Annotated in this window: 19 protein-coding genes; 5 read left to right on the forward strand and 14 right to left on the reverse strand. The window is 54.2% G+C overall.

Annotated elements, in window-relative coordinates:
• Positions 1–56 precede the first annotated feature (56 nt).
• Positions 57–332 carry a DUF1471 family protein YjfY gene (yjfY, locus tag HX778_RS15275; RefSeq protein ID WP_038476161.1) on the forward strand — a complete coding sequence of 92 codons (276 nt, stop codon included), beginning with the start codon at positions 57–59 and terminating at the stop codon, positions 330–332.
• A gap of 82 nt (positions 333–414) precedes the next feature.
• Here yjfY and HX778_RS15280 read toward each other — a convergent pair whose 3' ends face one another.
• Genes HX778_RS15280 through ulaA form a run of 6 tightly spaced genes read right to left on the reverse strand, consistent with a single transcriptional unit; the run spans position 415 to position 4,824 of the window.
• Positions 415–1,104 (reverse strand): L-ribulose-5-phosphate 4-epimerase, encoded by a 690-nt coding sequence (locus HX778_RS15280; RefSeq protein WP_176982446.1) that lies wholly within the window; start codon positions 1,102–1,104, stop codon positions 415–417.
• Positions 1,091–1,960, reverse strand: coding sequence for an L-ribulose-5-phosphate 3-epimerase (locus HX778_RS15285; protein WP_038476166.1), 870 nt, complete (start codon positions 1,958–1,960; stop codon positions 1,091–1,093). Before HX778_RS15285 ends, HX778_RS15280 begins: the two co-directional genes overlap by 14 nt.
• A 9-nt stretch (positions 1,961–1,969) precedes the next feature.
• Positions 1,970–2,626 carry a 3-keto-L-gulonate-6-phosphate decarboxylase UlaD gene (locus tag HX778_RS15290; RefSeq protein ID WP_144244040.1) on the reverse strand — a complete coding sequence of 219 codons (657 nt, stop codon included), beginning with the start codon at positions 2,624–2,626 and terminating at the stop codon, positions 1,970–1,972.
• Between the two features lie 10 nt (positions 2,627–2,636).
• On the reverse strand, positions 2,637–3,101 hold the full coding sequence (ulaC, locus tag HX778_RS15295; protein ID WP_176982447.1) for a PTS ascorbate transporter subunit IIA: 465 nt from the start codon (positions 3,099–3,101) through the stop codon (positions 2,637–2,639).
• A 9-nt stretch (positions 3,102–3,110) separates the two neighbouring features.
• Positions 3,111–3,416 carry a PTS ascorbate transporter subunit IIB gene (gene ulaB, locus HX778_RS15300; protein WP_038476172.1) on the reverse strand — a complete coding sequence of 102 codons (306 nt, stop codon included), beginning with the start codon at positions 3,414–3,416 and terminating at the stop codon, positions 3,111–3,113.
• Between the two features lie 13 nt (positions 3,417–3,429).
• On the reverse strand, positions 3,430–4,824 hold the full coding sequence (ulaA, locus tag HX778_RS15305) for a PTS ascorbate transporter subunit IIC (RefSeq protein ID WP_176982448.1): 1,395 nt from the start codon (positions 4,822–4,824) through the stop codon (positions 3,430–3,432).
• A 366-nt stretch (positions 4,825–5,190) separates the two neighbouring features.
• On the opposite strand from ulaA, the gene ulaG reads away from it, so the two are divergent.
• Entirely contained in the window at positions 5,191–6,255 is a 1,065-nt protein-coding gene (ulaG, locus tag HX778_RS15310; RefSeq protein WP_176982449.1) for an L-ascorbate 6-phosphate lactonase, read from the forward strand.
• Positions 6,256–6,354: 99 nt separating this feature from the next.
• Complete coding sequence (gene ulaR, locus HX778_RS15315; protein ID WP_176982450.1) at positions 6,355–7,110, forward strand: HTH-type transcriptional regulator UlaR; 756 nt, start codon at positions 6,355–6,357, stop codon at positions 7,108–7,110.
• 2 nt (positions 7,111–7,112) lie between these two features.
• Here ulaR and yjfP read toward each other — a convergent pair whose 3' ends face one another.
• Positions 7,113–7,841, reverse strand: a complete 729-nt coding sequence (gene yjfP, locus HX778_RS15320; protein ID WP_176982451.1) for an esterase — start codon at positions 7,839–7,841, stop codon at positions 7,113–7,115.
• Between the two features lie 166 nt (positions 7,842–8,007).
• On the opposite strand from yjfP, the gene bsmA reads away from it, so the two are divergent.
• Entirely contained in the window at positions 8,008–8,337 is a 330-nt protein-coding gene (gene bsmA / locus HX778_RS15325; RefSeq protein ID WP_176982452.1) for a biofilm peroxide resistance protein BsmA, read from the forward strand.
• Between the two features lie 157 nt (positions 8,338–8,494).
• Positions 8,495–8,770 (forward strand): DUF1471 family protease activator YjfN, encoded by a 276-nt coding sequence (gene yjfN / locus HX778_RS15330; RefSeq protein ID WP_038476187.1) that lies wholly within the window; start codon positions 8,495–8,497, stop codon positions 8,768–8,770.
• A gap of 15 nt (positions 8,771–8,785) precedes the next feature.
• Here yjfN and HX778_RS15335 read toward each other — a convergent pair whose 3' ends face one another.
• The 7 genes from HX778_RS15335 to hflC form a co-directional block, all read right to left on the reverse strand.
• Positions 8,786–10,420: an isovaleryl-CoA dehydrogenase gene (locus tag HX778_RS15335; protein ID WP_176982453.1), complete on the reverse strand. Its 1,635-nt coding sequence runs from the start codon at positions 10,418–10,420 to the stop codon at positions 8,786–8,788.
• Positions 10,421–10,528: 108 nt separating this feature from the next.
• Positions 10,529–11,260 carry a 23S rRNA (guanosine(2251)-2'-O)-methyltransferase RlmB gene (gene rlmB / locus HX778_RS15340; RefSeq protein WP_038476193.1) on the reverse strand — a complete coding sequence of 244 codons (732 nt, stop codon included), beginning with the start codon at positions 11,258–11,260 and terminating at the stop codon, positions 10,529–10,531.
• 179 nt (positions 11,261–11,439) lie between these two features.
• Entirely contained in the window at positions 11,440–13,887 is a 2,448-nt protein-coding gene (rnr, locus tag HX778_RS15345; RefSeq protein ID WP_176982454.1) for a ribonuclease R, read from the reverse strand.
• Positions 13,888–13,925: 38 nt separating this feature from the next.
• On the reverse strand, positions 13,926–14,351 hold the full coding sequence (gene nsrR / locus HX778_RS15350) for a nitric oxide-sensing transcriptional repressor NsrR (protein WP_038476199.1): 426 nt from the start codon (positions 14,349–14,351) through the stop codon (positions 13,926–13,928).
• A 177-nt stretch (positions 14,352–14,528) separates the two neighbouring features.
• The gene (locus HX778_RS15355; protein WP_038476202.1) at positions 14,529–15,827 is read right to left on the reverse strand and encodes an adenylosuccinate synthase; all 1,299 of its coding nucleotides are present in this window, start codon (positions 15,825–15,827) and stop codon (positions 14,529–14,531) included.
• A 102-nt stretch (positions 15,828–15,929) separates the two neighbouring features.
• Positions 15,930–16,127, reverse strand: coding sequence for a DUF2065 domain-containing protein (locus HX778_RS15360; RefSeq protein ID WP_008453600.1), 198 nt, complete (start codon positions 16,125–16,127; stop codon positions 15,930–15,932).
• Positions 16,128–16,189: 62 nt separating this feature from the next.
• On the reverse strand, positions 16,190–17,194 hold the full coding sequence (gene hflC, locus HX778_RS15365) for a protease modulator HflC (protein WP_176982455.1): 1,005 nt from the start codon (positions 17,192–17,194) through the stop codon (positions 16,190–16,192).
• Between the last annotated feature and the right edge of the window lie 2 nt (positions 17,195–17,196).

Here is a 17,196-nt window from a genome sequence, read left to right on the forward strand (position 1 = left end):
AGCCATTAACAGGAGCGACGACCACTGATTACACATCTGTTGTAGTGGAGCGCATCATGAAAAACATCGTAATTGCCCTTGCCGCAGTACTGTTTTTAAGCGCCAGCGCGTCGGCAGCCATCAAAATCGACGGCCGGCAGGCCAGAAATATGGACGACGTTCAAAGCCTTGGCGTCATTTATATCAACCACAATTTTGCGACCGTCGCTGAAGCAGAAACGGCCATCCAGCAGGATGCAGACCAGCACAACGCGACGTTTTATCACACGATAATCATGAGAGAACCCGGCAGTAACGGCAACATGCACGTCAGTGCAGATATCTACCGGTAGCTTAAGAGTACGCGTAGACACCAGAGAAGACACCACGACCTAAAAACTCATGTTTGACTTGCCCCCGCTTGCGGGGGCTTTTTTATTTGGGCTGCCCATAATATGCACCAGGCCCGTGCTTGCGATGAAAGTGCTTATTCATCAAATAGTCATCAATCATCTTTTGCTTTGGATTGATTTCCCCCGTTATCCAGGCCATACGGGCGACTTCCTCCATCACCACAGCATTATGCAAAGCCTGCCCCGCGTCCTCCCCCCAGGCGAAGGGACCGTGCTGATAAACCAGAACGCCGGGCGTATGCAGAGGATTAGCCTGCCCTATGGTTTCGATAATCACCCTGCCGGTGTTGAGCTCATATTCTCCGGCCACCTCAGCGCTGGTTAGCGGACGCGTACAAGGGATATCCCCAAAAAAATAATCTGCATGGGTAGTGCCTAGTGCCGGAATCGATCTCCCCGCCTGAGCCCAGGCCGTAGCGTGGGTCGAGTGGGTATGCACCACGCCGCCAATGTCGGAATAACGCTGATAAAGGGCCAGATGTGTCGCAGTATCCGATGAGGGACGGTAACGCCCCTCAATTACCTCTCCGCTCAGGCTAACAACCACCATGTCATCCGCAGCCATCTGTTCATATGCTACGCCGCTTGGCTTTATAACAATGCAGCCACGATCTCGATCGATTGCGCTGACGTTACCCCAGGTGAAAGTGACCAGTCCGTGGAGCGGAAGCGCCATGTTCGCCTCGTATACCTGCTGCTTAAGCTGCCACATGGTTTATCTCCACCGGCAGTCCTGCATTTTTCATTCTGAGCAGTACCCAGTCTCGCGCAGCTCGCACCTCGGCGACAGGGTCTGCGGCCGTTTCACTCCACATCTCAATAAGATACGGCCCGCGGTAGCCGCTTTGCCGTAGCGTCCTGAAGCAGCGTTCAAACTCGACAATGCCTGTACCAAACGGCACATTCTTAAACACGCCTGGCAGAGTGTCTTTTACGTGCACGGCGACAATGTGCCCGCTGCCCGCCTGCAGCTCCATCTGCACGTCATTATCCCAGGCCGAGAGATTGCCAATATCAGGGTAGAGCTGGAACCACGGATTATTTAAATAGTGAGCATAGCCCAGCGCCTTACTGATGGAATTCATCAGTGGAGAATCCATGATTTCCATGGCCAGCGTTACCTGAGCGCGAGCCGCCATTTCCAACGCCTGCTGCAAACCATCAAGGAAACGCCTGCGGGTTTCATTATTTGCCTGCTGATAGTAGACGTCGTATCCCGCCAGCTGAATCACACGGATGCCGACGTCCTGTGCCAGCACGATCGCTTTGCCCATGATCTCCAGCCCCTGATTACGCACTTCATCATCTTCACTGCCCAGCGGGTAGCGGCGATGAGCACTCAGGCACATCGACGGCACGCGCACGCCCGTTTCAGCCACAGCCTCCACCAGCGCCCTACGCTGTTCACGGCTCCAGTCCAGCCTTGCCAGTCGTTCGTCTGATTCATCTACCGACATTTCGACAAAATCAAAATGCAGCTCGCCGGCCAGGGCTAAGCGTTCCCGCCAGCACTCCCCTGAGGGAAGCGCCTTTTCATAAATACCCAGTGGAACCCGCTTGTCTAACATCGTTCCTCCTTAGCCCCAGAATTGGGCAATGGTGCGCTTGAACTGACGAGCGGCTTCGACCGGGTTTTCCACATCACGGATGCTGCGCCCGGCGATAAAGACATGGACAGGAATGCCTTTAAATAAAGACAGATCCTCCAGCGCCAGCCCGCCGGTTACGGTCACCTTGAAGCCCATGTCAGCAAGGCGCTTTATCGCGCTGATGTCTTCCTCACTCCACGCAATACCGGCGGCCTGAGCGTCCCGACTGCGGTGGTAAACCACCTGCTGAATACCAGCCTCACGCCACGCCTGGGCCTGCTCCCACGTCCAGAAGCCGGTCAGTTCAATCTGCACATCGCCGTTAAATTCGCCGGCCACTTCCAGGGCACCTTTGGCGGTGTTGATGTCGGCACAGCAAATGACCGTTACCCAGTCCGCATTTGCTTCAAAACACATGCGCGAGAGAATTTTCCCTGCATCAGCAATTTTGGCGTCCGCCAGTACGATCTTGTGCGGATAGAGCGCTTTCAGATCGCGAACGGCGCGTACGCCTTCTGCCACGCAAAGAATGGTGCCCACCTCAATAATGTCGACCTCTTCGGCTATCAGGCTCGTTGTCCGGTAGGCATCGGCCAGAGTCTGGTTATCCAGCGCCACTTGTAACATCGGTAATGAATGCGTCATTGACTAGTCCTTATGCAGCCGCCGTTGCGCGGTCGATTAAATCCAGCACCTCTTGCTCTGAGCGACAGGCGCGTAAACGATCAAAGTTTTCTTCGTCTTCAAACAGGGTCACAATCTGCATGATGCCAACCTCCTGATGAGCATGGGCATCCACCGCCGCCAGCGTAATCAGGATGTCTACCGGGTCATTGTCCTCATGATTAAATATCAGCGGTGTTTTCAAGGTCACCAGCGCAAACCCCGTTTGTTTAACGCCTTCTTCCGGGCGGCCATGAGGCATAGCCAGGCCCGGCGCGATAACAAAATAAGGGCCAAACTGCGCCACGCCGTCGAGAATCGCCTGGTAGTAACGTGGCTCGACAACGCCAGCCTCTACCAGTAAATCAACGCCTATCCCTACGGCCTCCTGCCAGGTACTTGCCTCCGCCTGCAGGCGTACAGAGTGGTTTTTCGCCAACGAATCACGTAGCTTCATACCCACTCCTTACGTCATGTCCTGAGAGAAATGCTCGCCAATCACCGCCATCAGCTTGGGGCCGAAGTCGTCAGCGGAAAGCATATTGCGTACACCGACCACGTATTTATTGCCCGTCACCGTTATTTCGCTGGCAACATGGGTCGACGCAATGATGATGTCAGCACCGCTCAATTCGCTTTTGTATTCCCCCACGGCACAGCTATTCACACTGTGGTTAACGCCTTGTTGAGTAAGAAATTGATCCACTTTCATTTTCATAATCATGGAACTGCCCTGCCCACAACCACAAACGGCGAGAATGCGTACGGTCATAATCTCAATTCCTTTAGTTAACTGAAGTTTCAGTGAGAGGTTGCATATCCTCCTCCTTGCGTAACGCACGCCCGGCGAAGAACATATAAACCAGTGCGATAGCGATAACGATGCCCATAAACCACAGGCCAAGGGTGAGCCCCTGCATCAGCGGCGGTGCAAGAATCGACCAGTCAGCCATACCCATCCACGCGCTAAGCCCGGTAAGGTGTACCGCCCAGACGCAGCCAAAGATTTCGATCATCCCCATGGCCAGGCAAATTTTGAGCGCGGCGCGCCAGCCGCCGAAATGGTTAGCGAAGACGCCTATAGTGGCGTTAGAGAAGAACATAGGAATAAAGCCCGGGATTATCATGATCGACGAGCCGCAGGCGATAAGAATCCCGACCGCGATGAGCTGGCCGACGGTGCCCCAAAGGAAGCCCCACACCACGGCATTTGGCGCAAAGCTGTAAATGGCCGCACAGTCGATGGCCAAAACGGCGCCGGGTATTAAACGCTGAGAAATACCGTTGAAAGCCTCTGAGAGTTCGGCCACAAACATGCGAACGCCCTGCACGATGATGAAAATGGCCACCGCGAACTGGAAACCGGTTTGCAATATATAGACAGACCAGTGCGTTTTTCCGGCCATAGCCTGAACGGTATCAAGGCCGAAGGAACAGAGGATTACGCCGAAGAAAAGCGTCATCACAATGGCGGTGGATACAATGTTGTCGTGGAAAATATTCAGCCAGCCGGGTAGCTTGAGATCCTCAACGCTTTCTTCTTTTTTCCCCAGCCATGGCGCAATTTTATAGGCAATCCACGAAGCAAACTGCTGCTGATGGCCAATGGAGAAACCGCTGTTTTCCGTCACCTCCTGCGTCGGCTTGAACATCATATTTGAGGTGATACCCCAATAAAGCGACACCAGCACCGCGGTACAAATAATGGTGGTCCACATCGAGTAGCCGAGGATAAAGAAAAAGACGGCAATGAGCCCCGCCTGCTGAAACATGATATGGCCCGTCAGCATGATGGTACGGATGCCGGTGATGCGGCGCAGCAGCACATAGCAGATGTTCAATGCCAGCGCGAGCAGCACCGCGTATCCCACCCAGCTGTATGCATCACCCATTTTTTCAATTGTCGCCATCATAGATGCATAAGTATCTGAAATAGCGCCGTTAATGCCGTACACCTCCGACATTTTTGCCACTACCGGCTTGAAGGTGCCGGTCAGGATGCCGGACCCCGCCTGGAGCAACATAAAGCCGATGATAGTTTTGATCGTCCCTTTGATAATCACGCTCGCACTTTTGCGAAGCAGCAGGTAACCAAGACAGGTAACGATCCCCAACAGCAACGGGGCGTTAGTCATTACCTGATCAAAAAAGAGGGTAAAGACACGATAAAAGATCTCCATAAAGCTCTCCGTAAGGTGGTCGCTTCCTGCTTGCTTAGAAACAGGCGGATTGAAAATGCCCCTACACTCTATTTTTCAAAAATAATCACAACAAGATCAAATATGATTATTTGTGAGATATCCCGCAATTTATTTCCTCCCCGCCTTAAAGTGGTGATTTTTATCTTTTAAACAGCAAACGCAACCCTTTAAAATCATAAACATACAAAACAAAAAGCATTTTAATTCTTTATAATCAAGCTCCTTGTCTTCTTTAGAATCTCAGCCACACGATCAAAAAGTGCTTCTTCTCGATGATTAATCATGTCAATATGAATCATTAATAATCACCACATGATCACATGATGACTAGAAAGGAGATATCCGATGAGTAAAGTTGCTTCGATTACCCGCGAATCCTGGATCCTGAATACTTTTCCTGAGTGGGGCTGCTGGCTTAATGAAGAGATTGAGCAAGAGGTTGTTGCCCCGGGGACATTTGCAATGTGGTGGCTTGGCTGTACGGGAATCTGGTTAAAATCCCAGGGGGGGGCAAACATCTGCGTGGATTTTTGGTGCGGTACCGGAAAGCAGAGTCACGCTAACCCGTTAATGAAAGCAGGCCATCAGATGCAGCGCATGGCGGGCGTTAAGAAGCTCCAGCCGAATCTTCGCACGACGCCATTTGTACTCGATCCTTTCGCGATTCGCGAGATCGATGCCGTGCTGGCTACGCACGATCACAACGATCATATTGATGTAAACGTTGCCGCTGCCGTCTTGCAAAACTGTGCCGCAGACGTGCCTTTTATCGGGCCACAAACCTGCGTGGATATCTGGATTAGCTGGGGGGTGCCGCGCGAACGCTGCATCGTAATGAAGCCGGGCGACGTGGTAAAAATAAAAGATACCGAAATCCATGCCCTCGATGCATTTGACCGTACCGCACTGATTACGCTGCCTGTCGGGCAGAAGGCTGCAGGCATATTGCCCGACGGCATGGATGAACGCGCGGTAAATTATCTCTTCAAAACGCCAGGGGGAACGCTCTATCACAGCGGGGACTCTCACTACTCTAACTACTACGCGAAGCACGGGAACGAGCACAAAATCGATGTAGCATTAGGTTCCTATGGCGAGAACCCGCGCGGTATTACTGACAAAATGACCAGCGCCGATATTCTTCGCATGGCCGAATCCCTTAACGCAAAAGTCGTTATCCCTTTTCATCATGATATCTGGTCCAATTTTCAGGCCGACCCACAGGAGATCCGCGTGCTGTGGGAGATGAAAAAAGATCGTTTAAAATATGGCTTTAAGCCGTTCATTTGGCAGGTTGGCGGCAAATTCACCTGGCCACAGGATAAAGATAACTTTGAATACCACTACCCACGCGGATTTGATGACTGCTTTATCCTTGAGCCAGATTTGCCGTTTAAGTCATTCCTGTGATGCAAAGCCGGACACAGGTCCGGCTTTTTCGTTTATCCATAGGTATTTCAAACATTTTCAAATATCATCTTTCTCTATCATCTCTCATCGGAACTACGCATGACAGAAGCACAGCGCCACCAGATCTTGCTCGATCTGCTACAGCAATCCGGGTTTATTACGGTTGAACAGGCAATTGAACGTCTGGGCATTTCTCCCGCAACCGCGAGGAGGGACATTAACAAGCTTGATGAGAGCGGCAAACTGAAGAAAGTTCGCAACGGCGCAGAGGCGATTACCCAGCAACGCCCACGCTGGACGCCGATGAATATTCATCTGGCTCAGAATCACGATGAAAAAATACGCATCGCCAACGCCGCATCGCAGTTGGTGAACCCCGGAGAAAGCGTGGTTATTAACTGCGGATCCACAGCGTTCTTACTCGGCCAACAGATTTGCGGTAAACCGGTACAAATCATCACCAATTACTTACCGCTGGCAAATTATCTTATCGAGCAGGAGCACGACAGCGTGGTCATCATGGGCGGCCAGTACAATAAGAGCCACTCGATTACGCTCGGCCCGCAGGAGAGTGAAACGTCGCTGTACGCAGGACACTGGATGTTCACCAGCGGCAAAGGACTTACCGCTGAAGGACTCTATAAAACCGATATGCTTACCGCTATGGCGGAGCAGAAAATGCTCAGCGTAGTGGGGAAACTTGCCGTACTAGTCGATAGCAGTAAAGTGGGGCAACGGGCTGGTATGCTCTTTAGCCGTGCAGACCAGATAGACCTGGTCATTACCGGCAAGCAGGCCGACCCTGAAGTCGTAAAAAAACTTCAGGATCGTGGTGTGAAAATGATGCTGGTCTAGCGTTAGAGATACCGGGCAAAAAACTGGCTTGTTGTTTCTAACGCCTCGGGCGTGATGCGATGCCTGACGCCCGTCTCCCATACGCAGGTCAGATTTTTATCCAGCCTGTTATCCGCCAGCGCCCGCTGCAGTCTGAACGTTTCTACGGCTGGCACGACGTCATCATCCTCTCCGTGCCACAGCAACAGCGGCCTGTCGCCCAGCTGCTCAAGCTGTTTACCGACGTCGTAATCCACCAGCCCGGCAATCACCTTTTCACGCACGTCGACCGGCGGCGGAAACAGCGTTTGTGCCAGCGTCGCAAAATAACCTGAGCCCATCAGACTGGCGACGCAGCGCACTTCAGGATGACGCGCCATAACCCCCAGCGCCGTCATTCCTCCCATTGAAGCTCCGCCCACCGCAAGCCTGCCGTCGGCAACGCCGCCCGTCTTTAGCAGCGCCTGATAAAGAGCCGGGAACTCATCAATACTGTTTTTTAAAATCGGCCAAAACTGCTGCAGGCGAGTATGAGCATCGCCGCCGTAGCGGGCCCCGTGGTCGAGAGCATCCGGCATAACAACGCGAAATCCCTGCTGCGCCAGCGCCACCGCAAAATAGCTGTACACCAGCTTTGAGGAGGTAAAACCGTGGTAGAAGATAACCGTAGGCAGCGGGGATTGTTTCATCCCGGTCGGTACCGCATGCAAAACTTCTACGTCGGCTAACCGCTCATTATAAATTTCGATCATCTACTCTTCTCCTACGGTGAAATATCAGGGAAAGTAACGCAGGTTAGTGATTATTGTAACGATGAGATCTAGTTATCGGTTTTCATTCGAAAGTCAGCGAAAAGCGCGCCTGAGATAACAAATCGGGAACATCCCCCCTTTTCAGGGCCAAACCCGGAACTACACTATGACTGTCAAGAAACGAGAAACCATCATGCTACGGCTATCTGTGCTATTTATGGCGGCGCTACTCAGCGCCTGCAGCGTACTTCAGGGTACACCGCAGCCCGCCCCGCCGCTGAAGAATTACCCGCAGGAAATACAGCGCCCTCAGACTGCGGAGTTAACAAAAATAGGCACAGTGACCGCCGTAGTACGCGGCTCTCCAATGGACTCAGAAGCCATTATTAAGAAGAAAGCCGCAGCAGCAAAAGCCGATTATTATCTCATCGTGATGAACGATGAAACGGTCATACCGGGCCAGTGGTACGCACAGGCTATTTTGTATCGAAAATAGCCCGCCCCGATAGCCGTTATTTATTGATATTTACACAGCTTTTCGCCGCTTGATCGTTTCTTATGCACAATGGACCTCGCCCTCAGGAAGTGAGGTCAGCTTTAAGTTAGCGAAGGACTGCCCTGTGACTTCGGGGTAAATTGATAAGGAACTGACAATGAAACGATCTCTTGCCTTAACTACACTGCTGTTATCTGTTGGCCTTATTCCGACTCTGGCGCAGTCCGCCGAGTTTGCCAGCGCGGATTGCGTGACAGGCCTGAACGAAATCGGATTAATTTCGGTGAATGATATTGCCGGCAGCCCGCAGGACGTCGAGCGCATGATCGCGCTGAAAGCTGACGAGCAGGGTGCTTCCTGGTACCGCATTATTCAGATGCAGGAAAACTCTCTGCCCGATAGCTGGCGGGCGCAGGCCATCCTCTACGCCTGATGGCCCACCTTCTTATTAAGCCACACCTCCCGTTGCCCGCAGCAGCACATCACTGATGACCTGCTCGGGCAAAAGCGATTCTCCCCTATCGTCCAGCATCATTCGGCACCAGGCTTCGGCTGCGGGTGGTGAAAGAAATTTAAGTAATTGTGCTCCACAGGCAAGATTAGCCAATTGATGGGTGATTTCTCTGCCCCGCTCTTCCTGCGGCTTACGCAAACGCTGCTGTAGCTGTCGCCAGCTGCGATCGAAGTGCCTGTTTTGCCCTCTGACCTCATCAAATTCGGCGTGCAGCATCTCCATCACCGCGGACTGTTTGGCCAGCACGCGCAGCACATCGAGACTCATGATATTGCCCGACCCCTCCCAAATGCTGTTTACCGGCATTTCGCGATACAGGCGCGGCAGATCGCTCTCTTCGCAGTAGCCCACTCCGCCCAGGACTTCCATCGCCTCAGCCACAAAAGGAATACCTGCTTTGCAGAGGCTGAATTTTGCTGCCGGGGTAAACAAGCGGCTATAGGCCAGTTGCTGAGCGTCACCAGGCGACTCCCACGCCCGCGCAAGGCGGAAAAGAAATGCCGTCTGGCCTTCAAGCTGAAGCGCCATTTTCCCCAGTAGCTGGCGCATCATCGGCTGCTCGATAAGCGTCTTGCCAAAGGCCTGCCGCTGGAGGGCGTGACACAAGGCCACCGACAACGCACGCCGCATCAGGCCGTGGCTGCCGAGCGCACAGTCGAAGCGGGTAAATCCGCCCATTTTCAGGATATGGCGTACCCCCTCACCTTCCTCACCAATAAGCCAGGCGGTGGCATCGCAAAACTCGGCTTCACTGCTGGCGTTTGAACGGTTACCGAGCTTGTCTTTCAGCCGCTCAAGGCGAACGGCATTGCGCTGGCCGTCCGGCAGAAAATGCGGCAGGAAGAAGCACGACAGCCCTCCCTTAGCCTGAGCAAGGACGAGGTGCGCATCGCTTTGCGGGACGGAGAAAAACCATTTGTGACCCACCAGCCGGTAAGCTTCACCAGAACCTCTGCCCGCCAGCGGCTCGGCGCGCGTGGTGTTACTCAGCACGTCAGAACCTCCCTGCTTCTCGGTCATCCCCATGCCAATCAGCAGACCACGCTTTTGCCCACCGGGCAGCAGATGCGCATCATAGCGATCGCTGAGCAGCGGCTTGCGCCAGGCGTCAAAGGCTTTGGGTAAATGCTGCAGCAGCAACGGCGTTGCGCCGAAGGTCATGGTGATCGGGCAAAGCGTTCCCGCCTCAACTTGAGCGTGCTGAATGAACCGGGCAGCACGAGCGACAAAAGCGCCCTGCCGCGCATCTTCCTGCCAGGCAAGATTGTGAACTCGATTTGCAAAAAGCCCCTGCATCAGCAGGTGCCAGGCGGGATGGAAGCGAACATCGTCCAGCCGTTCGCCGTTAGCGTCAAAGCGCAGTAGCTCAGGCGGATTGACGTTTGCCAGCCGGCCCAGTTCCAGAGATTCTGCAGAACCCAGCTGCTGGCCGATGCTGGCCAGAAGCTCAACGTCCCAACCTGCGCCTTCGCGGCTCACGGCTTCTCGCAGCGGAATATCTGAAAGAAAAAGATTGCTGTTGCTGAGGGGTATGGGTTGATTAAAAACGGTGTGAGTTTGCCAGCGCATCCTGTGCCCTCCATCTGTGGCAATGCCATTAAGTATGGACGGAGATGCGGGTTCTGCGCGGAGGGGGATCACAAACGGGGTGTTTCCACCCCGCAGAGATAACGCTAATTAACCGCGCTGACGCACGATTTCGAACAGGCAAACGCCGGTAGCGACGGAAACGTTCAGGGAAGAAACGGTCCCGGCCATTGGGATGCTGACCAGCTCATCACAGTGCTCGCGAGTCAGGCGGCGCATGCCTTCGCCTTCTGCACCCATCACCAGCGCCATTGGGCCGGTGAATTTGCTCTGAAACAGAGTGTGGTCCGCTTCACCGGCGGTGCCGACGATCCAGACGTTCTCTTCCTGCAGCAGGCGCATGGTGCGGGCCAGGTTGGTCACGCGGATAAGCGGAACGTTCTCCGCCGCGCCACAGGCCACTTTTTTCGCCGTCGCGTTCAGCTGTGCGGAACGATCCTTTGGCACGATAACCGCATGAACCCCGGCAGCGTCTGCGCTACGCAGGCAGGCCCCGAGATTATGTGGATCGGTTACGCCGTCTAAGATCAGCAGGAATGGACGTTCGTGCTCGGCAATCAGATCGGGCAGATCGTTTTCCTGATACTGGCGGCCCGGCTTCACGCGGGCGATGATGCCCTGGTGTACCGCGCCCTCGGCCTTCTCGTCGAGCCACTGGCGGTTTGCCACCTGCACCGGGATCCCCTGCGCTTCAACAGCGTGGATCAGCGGCAGCAGGCGCTTGTCTTCGCGACCTTTCAGGATAAAGACTTCCTGAAAACGCTGCGGAGCACGTTCAAGCAGGGCCTGGACGGCGTGAATGCCGTAAATAATTTCACTCATCGATATCACTCATTGCGGACGAGGGTTCGCCCGTGTTGGTTTGTTCATGGTCTGGATTTAGCCCCTCACCCCGCCCCTCTCCCCAAAGGGGCGAGGGGGAAAACGATAAAAGAATACACTATCGTTCTGTTTGCCCCCTCTCCCTTTGCGGGAGGGACTACGTCAGGGTGAGGGTAATATCAGCTTGCCTGCTTTTTCGCGGCGCGCTTCGCCTTCGTTGCTGCCGCTATTTTACGGGTTTTGTCCGACGGCGCTTTGGCTTTCTTCGGTTTCTTTCCAGCTTTCTCTTTCTTCGCTTTCGCGCCGTCTTTCTCTTTGCGGAAAGCATTGTCCGGCTCGAAGTTTACGCGTTTGCCAGCCTGGCGGCGCTTAGACGGCGCCCCACCATTTCCGCCTCGCTTCGCTTTGTCTTTTGCCGTTTTACCTTCGCCACGCGGCGCACGTGAGCTTGAGATCAGCGCGAAGTCGATTTTACGCTCGTCCATGTGGACGGCTTCCACCCGAACCTCAACGCGGTCACCCAGACGGTAAGTCTGGCCGCCGGATTCGCCAATCAGGCGCTGACCAATCTGGTCAAAGCGATAATAGTCGTTATCCAGCGTTGAGACGTGAACCAGCCCGTCGATGAACAGGTCTTCCAGGCGCACGAAGAAGCCGAAGCCGGTGACGCTGGCAATAATGCCGTTGAATACCTGGCCCACCTGATCCTGCATGAAGTCGCACTTCAGCCAGTCCGCTACGTCGCGAGTCGCTTCGTCGGCGCGGCGTTCGGTCATCGAGCAGTGCTGACCCAGCTGCAGCATTTCTTCCATGCTGTAGTGCCAGCCGCCGGATTCGGTGCTGTTCCCGGTATGCCCCTGTTCTTTCGCCAACAGGTATTTAATGGCGCGGTGCAGCGACAGATCCGGGTAGCGACGAATTGGCGAGGTAAAGTGCGCATAGGACTGCAGCGCCAGGCCGAAGTGGCCGCGGTTTTCCGGATCGTAGATAGCCTGCTTCATCGAGCGCAGCAGCATAGTTTGCAGCATCTCGTGGTCAGGGCGATCGGCGATGGACGCCAGCAGATCGGCGTAATCACGCGGTTCTGGCTTCTGCCCGCCCGGTAATTCAAGGCCCAGCTCCGCCAGTACCGAACGGAATGCAGTGATCGCATCGTTGCTCGGACGATCGTGATCGCGGAACAGCGCTGGCTCGTTGTTCTTCTCAACGAAGCGCGCCGCCGAGATATTGGCGAGGATCATGCACTCTTCGATTAGCTTGTGCGCATCATTACGCACGGTCTGTTCGACGCGCTCAATGCGACGCTCTGCGTTGAAGATAAACTTCGCTTCTTCGCTCTCGAAGGAAATACCGCCGCGTTGGGCACGGGAAACTTCCAGCACTTTGTAGAGGTTATGCAGCTCTTCGATGTGCTTAACCAGCGGCGCATACTGCTCGCGCAGCTCCTGGTCGCCCTGCAGCATATGCCAGACCTTGGTATAGGTCAGGCGAGCGTGAGAGCTCATCACCGCTTCATAGAATTTGTAGCCGGTCAGACGCCCTGCTGCGGAGATGGTCATCTCGCAAACCATACACAGGCGATCCACCTGCGGGTTCAGGGAACACAGGCCGTTTGAAAGCACTTCCGGCAGCATTGGAACCACCTGCGACGGGAAGTAAACCGAAGTCCCACGGTTGCGGGCTTCGTTATCCAGCGCCGTTGGCGGACGAACGTAGTAGCTTACGTCGGCAATGGCAACCCACAGGCGCCAGCCGCCGCCGCGTTTTTTCTCGCAGAATACGGCATCATCGAAGTCTCGGGCATCTTCACCATCGATGGTCATCAGCGGTAAGTCGCGCAGGTCGACGCGGCCCACTTTGGCCTCTTCCGGCACTTCTTCTTTCAGATTTGCGACCTGGGCTTCAACCTCTTTCGGCCAGACGTACGGAATTTCATGAGTACGCAGCGCCATATCCACGGCCATGCCGGTGCCCATATTGTCACCGAGCACTTCAACAATCTTGCCGATAGCCTTTGTGCGACGGGTCGGGCGCTGGGTCAGCTCAACCACTACCACAAAGCCCATACGGGCACCCATTAGCTCTTCAGGCGGGATCAGGATGTCGAAGCTCAGGCGGCTGTCGTCAGGCACCACAAAACCAATGCCCGCATCGGTAAAGTAGCGGCCTACGATTTGACCGGTTCTTGGCTCCAGTACGCGCACAATACGCGCTTCACGGCGGCCTTTACGATCGGCACCGAGCGGCTGTGCCAGCACCAGGTCGCCGTGCATGCACATCTTCATCTGTTCGGATGAAAGGTAGAGGTCGTCTTTACGGCCTTCTACGCGCAGGAAACCAAACCCGTCGCGGTGGCCAATAACTTTGCCTTTCAGCAGATCGAGGCGTTCCGGCAGCGCGTAGCACTGGCGGCGGGTAAAGACCAGTTGACCGTCACGCTCCATCGCGCGCAGGCGTCGACGTAAAGCTTCAATCTGTTCTTCACCGGAGATTTTTAGTTCTTCCGCCAGCTCATCGCGGCTGGCAGGTTTTTCACGTTTAGAAAGGTGATCGAGAATAAACTCCCGGCTCGGGATCGGGTTTTCGTATTTTTCGGCTTCTCGTTCCTGAAAAGGATCTTTTGACATTTCGGGTCCTCCGTTGTCATCCACAAATGGAATAATAGTTACTCCACCAGCAGTAATTTGTAGAGCGGTTGGTTTTGGTCCACCAGATCGGCCAGCGTATGCTTATCCAGTTCCTGTAGGAAACTTTGCACCGCCTCAGCCAAAGCCTGTTTCAGTCGGCAGGCAGGGGTGATATGACAAAACTCACTGCTACAGTTCACCAATGAGAGCGGCTCCAGCTCACGCACCACGTCGCCAATGCGGATCGTGCCCGCAGGCTTACCAAGGCGGATGCCGCCGTTTTTTCCTCGCACGGCCATAACATAGCCCGCGCGGCTGAGTTGATTGATGATTTTCACCATATGATTACGGGACACACCGTACACCTCTGTCACTTCAGAGATATTGGTCATTCTTCCTTCTGGAAGAGAAGCCATATAAATCAAAGCACGTAAACCGTAATCAGTAAAACTCGTTAACTGCACATCAACCTCATGGGTGGGAGGGGAAACGCTTTGCACAAGGCAAGTTGCACCTTAAAGCAGGTACATATTGATGATAAACCAGCCATATGGTTGCCAGCTAATTTATTTGATTGGAATGATGAATAAAGCGGCGGGGAGAAAGCAATACGGGGTGTGATACCACACCCCGTCACATCATTATGCGTCGAACGGATCGCGCAGAATCATGGTTTCAGTACGGTCTGGGCCGGTAGAGATAATATCAATCGGCACGCCGGTCACTTCTTCAATACGTTTGATGTAGTTCAGCGCTGCCTGCGGCAGACCGCTGCGCTCTTTCACGCCGAAAGTGGTTTCAGACCAGCCAGGCATCACTTCGTAAATCGGCTCGATACCTTCCCAGTCATCCGCTGCCATTGGGGTGGTGGTCACTTCGCGGCCATCTGGCATACGGTAGCCCACGCAGATTTTCACTTCTTTCAGGCCGTCCAGTACGTCCAGCTTGGTCAGGCAGAAGCCAGACAGGGAGTTAATCTGCACGGCACGGCGTACGGCAACCGCATCCAGCCAGCCGGTACGACGACGACGGCCGGTGGTAGCACCGAATTCGTTACCCTGTTTGCACAGGAACTCGCCGATGTCATCAAACAGTTCGGTTGGGAACGGACCCGCACCCACGCGAGTGGAGTAGGCTTTGATGATACCCAGAACGTAATCCACATAGCGTGGACCAATGCCGGAGCCGGTCGCAACGCCACCAGCGGTGGTGTTAGAGGAAGTTACGTACGGATAGGTACCGTGGTCGATATCCAGCAACGTACCCTGAGCGCCTTCGAACATGATGAAGTCGCCGCGTTTGCGCGCCTGATCCAGCAGATCGGATACGTCTACCACCATGGAGGTCAGGATGTCGGCAACCGCCATCGCATCATCCAGCACTTTCTGGTAGTCAACTGCGTCAACTTTGTAGAAGTTCACCAGCTGGAAGTTATGGTATTCCATCACTTCTTTCAGCTTGTCTGCAAAGGTGGCTTTGTCGAACAGGTCGCCAACGCGCAGGCCACGACGGGCCACTTTGTCTTCGTACGCAGGACCGATACCACGACCGGTAGTCCCGATAGCTTTCGCACCGCGAGCTTTTTCACGCGCTACGTCCAGCGCAACGTGGTAGTCAAGGATCAGCGGGCAAGCTTCAGACAGCAGCAGACGCTCACGTACTGGAATACCGCGGTCTTCCAGCCCTTTCATCTCTTTCATCAGCGCAGCAGGAGACAGCACAACGCCGTTACCGATGATGCTGGTGACGTTTTCGCGGAGAATGCCTGATGGAATAAGATGGAGAACGGTTTTTTCACCGTTGATTACGAGAGTGTGGCCTGCGTTGTGACCGCCCTGATAGCGCACAACATATTTAGCCCGTTCAGTCAGAAGATCGACGATCTTTCCTTTACCTTCGTCACCCCATTGGGTGCCCAGTACGACGACGTTGTTACCCATTTTTCAAAATCACCGTTTGCTTAAAAAAGGATTCTACCATCGGTTTCCCAGATGAACAGCCCTTTTAGTATACAAAATAGGTTTCTGCCGGATAAATTTCGCTCAGCTGCTGGCGCGACTCAACATGTAGTAGATAACGATGCCCGCAACCACAAGACCGCCGCCAAAACGACGAAGCAATGTGTCCGGTAATTGAGCCATGGCCAGAATCATGCGCCGCCAGATGCGCGGATAAAGCATGGGGCCTAGCCCTTCGAGCACTAACACCAGGGCAAGCGCCAGCCAAATTGTAGAATTCATAATCATCCTTTACGGGCATAAAAAAAGAGCCGGTAAACCGGCTCTTTGATAATACTCAGCGATTAGCGTGAGCTATTTGCTGGCGTCTTCATGTAGCGGAAGAAGTCGCTGTCCGGGCTCAGAACCATGATGTCCTGGTTAGACTGGAAGCTAGCTTCATAAGCACGCAGGCTACGAATAAAGGCATAGAAGTCTGGATCCTTGCTAAACGCATCAGCAAACAGTTTCGCGGCTTCTGCATCGCCTTCACCACGAGTCATACGGCCCTGGCGCTCAGCTTCTGCCAGCGTACGGGTCACTTCGTAGTCAGCGGTAGCACGCAGCTTCTCAGCCTCTTCCTGACCCTGTGAACGGTGGCGACGAGCAACCGCTTCACGCTCGGCGCGCATACGGTTGTAGATAGCCTCGGACACTTCGGTCGGCAGGTTGATCTGCTTGATACGCACATCGACGACTTCAATACCCAGCGCGGCCATACTGTTCGGGTTAACCACCGGCACTTTGCCGTTGGTCTCTTCGGTAATACGCGCCGCTGCGGAAGCGATAGCATCATCCGCCGCCGGTGTAGCAACTTCATCATCCGTGCCCGCAGAACCGGAGTTCAGAGCATCGCGCACGTCCAGCGTCAGGCGACCACGGGAATCGGTCACGATGTCTTTCACATCCAGGCGACCAATTTCAGAACGCAGACGGTCACTGAACTTACGTTTCAACAGCACTTCAGCCTGAGAAACGTCGCCACCGCCGGTGGCCAGGTAGTAACGGCTAAAGTCGCTAATGCGCCACTTGATGTAGGAGTCAACGATCAGGTCTTTCTTCTCTTTGGTCACAAAGCGATCGGCCTGGTTGTCCATCGTCTGGATACGCGCATCCAGCGTTTTCACGGTTTCAATGAACGGGATCTTGAAGTGCAGACCCGGCTCATACACTACCGGTTTATTTTCGTCATCACGCAGGACTTTACCGAAGCGTAATGTAATGCCGCGCTCGCCCTCATGCACCACGAACAGCGAGGTGTAAATCACGACCAGCACGATGATAATTACTGCAATAAAAGACTTACGCATCG

The sequence above is a fragment of the Cedecea sp. P7760 genome (genome assembly GCF_013386425.1).
Taxonomy (GTDB): Bacteria; Pseudomonadota; Gammaproteobacteria; order Enterobacterales; family Enterobacteriaceae; genus Cedecea; species Cedecea selenatireducens.

Coding starts and splice junctions, on each gene's coding strand:
- yjfY (WP_038476161.1), top strand. CDS start 57: ATGAAAAACATCGTAATTGCCCTTGCCGCAGTACTGTTTTTAAGCGCC.
- HX778_RS15280 (WP_176982446.1), bottom strand. CDS start 1,104: ATGTGGCAGCTTAAGCAGCAGGTATACGAGGCGAACATGGCGCTTCCG.
- HX778_RS15285 (WP_038476166.1), bottom strand. CDS start 1,960: ATGTTAGACAAGCGGGTTCCACTGGGTATTTATGAAAAGGCGCTTCCC.
- HX778_RS15290 (WP_144244040.1), bottom strand. CDS start 2,626: ATGACGCATTCATTACCGATGTTACAAGTGGCGCTGGATAACCAGACT.
- ulaC (WP_176982447.1), bottom strand. CDS start 3,101: ATGAAGCTACGTGATTCGTTGGCGAAAAACCACTCTGTACGCCTGCAG.
- ulaB (WP_038476172.1), bottom strand. CDS start 3,416: ATGACCGTACGCATTCTCGCCGTTTGTGGTTGTGGGCAGGGCAGTTCC.
- ulaA (WP_176982448.1), bottom strand. CDS start 4,824: ATGGAGATCTTTTATCGTGTCTTTACCCTCTTTTTTGATCAGGTAATG.
- ulaG (WP_176982449.1), top strand. CDS start 5,191: ATGAGTAAAGTTGCTTCGATTACCCGCGAATCCTGGATCCTGAATACT.
- ulaR (WP_176982450.1), top strand. CDS start 6,355: ATGACAGAAGCACAGCGCCACCAGATCTTGCTCGATCTGCTACAGCAA.
- yjfP (WP_176982451.1), bottom strand. CDS start 7,841: ATGATCGAAATTTATAATGAGCGGTTAGCCGACGTAGAAGTTTTGCAT.
- bsmA (WP_176982452.1), top strand. CDS start 8,008: ATGACTGTCAAGAAACGAGAAACCATCATGCTACGGCTATCTGTGCTA.
- yjfN (WP_038476187.1), top strand. CDS start 8,495: ATGAAACGATCTCTTGCCTTAACTACACTGCTGTTATCTGTTGGCCTT.
- HX778_RS15335 (WP_176982453.1), bottom strand. CDS start 10,420: ATGCGCTGGCAAACTCACACCGTTTTTAATCAACCCATACCCCTCAGC.
- rlmB (WP_038476193.1), bottom strand. CDS start 11,260: ATGAGTGAAATTATTTACGGCATTCACGCCGTCCAGGCCCTGCTTGAA.
- rnr (WP_176982454.1), bottom strand. CDS start 13,887: ATGTCAAAAGATCCTTTTCAGGAACGAGAAGCCGAAAAATACGAAAAC.
- HX778_RS15355 (WP_038476202.1), bottom strand. CDS start 15,827: ATGGGTAACAACGTCGTCGTACTGGGCACCCAATGGGGTGACGAAGGT.
- HX778_RS15360 (WP_008453600.1), bottom strand. CDS start 16,127: ATGAATTCTACAATTTGGCTGGCGCTTGCCCTGGTGTTAGTGCTCGAA.
- hflC (WP_176982455.1), bottom strand. CDS start 17,194: ATGCGTAAGTCTTTTATTGCAGTAATTATCATCGTGCTGGTCGTGATT.